This is a genomic window from Streptomyces sp. WAC06614 (assembly GCF_003949795.1).
In the GTDB taxonomy this organism is placed as follows: Bacteria; Actinomycetota; Actinomycetes; order Streptomycetales; family Streptomycetaceae; genus Streptomyces.
The window spans coordinates 1-1,310 of sequence record NZ_RPRY01000677.1 but is presented as its reverse complement, the minus strand read 5'-3'; the positions used below and the strand labels follow the sequence as shown (position 1 = coordinate 1,310).

Annotated in this window: 1 protein-coding gene; it reads right to left on the bottom strand. The window is 71.8% G+C overall.

The features are described 5' to 3' along the window. Window positions 1-15: 15 nt before the first annotated feature. Window positions 16-1,310 (bottom strand): phage tail sheath subtilisin-like domain-containing protein (locus tag EF918_RS35820; RefSeq protein WP_148141361.1); only part of this gene is annotated, 1,295 nt, incomplete at its 5' end.

Here is a 1,310-nt window from a genome sequence, read left to right as displayed (position 1 = left end):
GGGTGGGGGCGGGCGTTACTCCTCCAGCTCGCCGCTGCCGCTGGAGAACTGCGCCAGGCGGAAGATCACGAACTCGGCGGGCTTGACCGGTGCGATGCCGATCTCGCAGATGACCCGGCCGAGGTCGACCGACTCCGGCGGGTTGGTCTCGTCGTCGCACTTGACGTAGTACGCCTCTTCGGGGCGGGCGCCGAAGAGGGCGCCGCTGCGCCATTCGTTGACCAGGAACGCCGAGACGTTGCGCCGGATCCGGGCCCACAGGTTGTGGTCGTTGGGCTCGAACACCACCCACTGGGTGCCGATCAGGATCGACTCCTCCAGGTAGTTGAAGTAGCGCCGTACGTTCAGGTAGCGCCAGGCCGGGTCGGAGGACAGCGTGCGGGCGCCCCAGACGCGGATGCCGCGGCCCGGGAAGGCGCGGATGCAGTTGATGCCGACCGGGTTGAGCAGGTCCTGTTCACCCCGGGTGATCTGGAGTTCGAGGTCCACCGCGCCGCGGACGACCTCGTTGGCGGGGGCCTTGTGCACTCCGCGCTCGAAGTCGTTGCGGGCCCAGATGCCGGCGATGTGGCCGCTCGGGGGGATCAGCCGGCCCTGGCCGGTGGCCGGGTCGAAGGCTTTGATCCAGGGGTAGTACAGGGCCGCGTACTTGGAGTCGTAGCCGGCCGTCTCCTGTCGCCAGTCACGGATCTGACGGGCGTTCATGCCGGGCGGCGGGTCGATGACCGCGACCCGGTCGCCCATCAGCTCGCAGTGCGAGATCAGCCCGAGCTGGACCGCCTTGACGGCCTCCAGGTCGATCGCGCCGCGCTGGTAGGCGGCCATCAGGTCCGGGACCGCCACCATGGAGATCGCGTCGACCGCTTCCAGTCCGCCGAAGCCGGTGCGGTCGGCGGAGTCGCCCAGGTACTGGGCGGGGCCGGTGTCGGTGGCTCCCGCCGCGGGCGGCGCGTCGGTGGACGCCGCCGCCGCGACCGGGGCGGACAGGGCCACCGTCTGGTTCTCGGGGCGGGCGAGCTGTCCGGCGGGGGCCGCCTCCTGCACGGTGATGAGCCGGGAGTGCTCCTTCACCTGGGTGACGACGTAGCTGCGGCCGCCCTTCTTCGCCGTCACGTCGAACGTCTCGGCGACGCGGCCGCTGTCCTTGACGATCAGCTTGAAGCGCTCGGCCGGGCCCTCGCCCTCGGGGTCGGCGACCTCGACGCTGAGCGAACCGGGCGCGGTGGCCGTCACCGTGAAGGTGCCCAGCTGCTGGGGCTCACCGGCCGGCAGCGCGGCGGGGGCGGGGACGGCGGACACCGCGGCCGGTT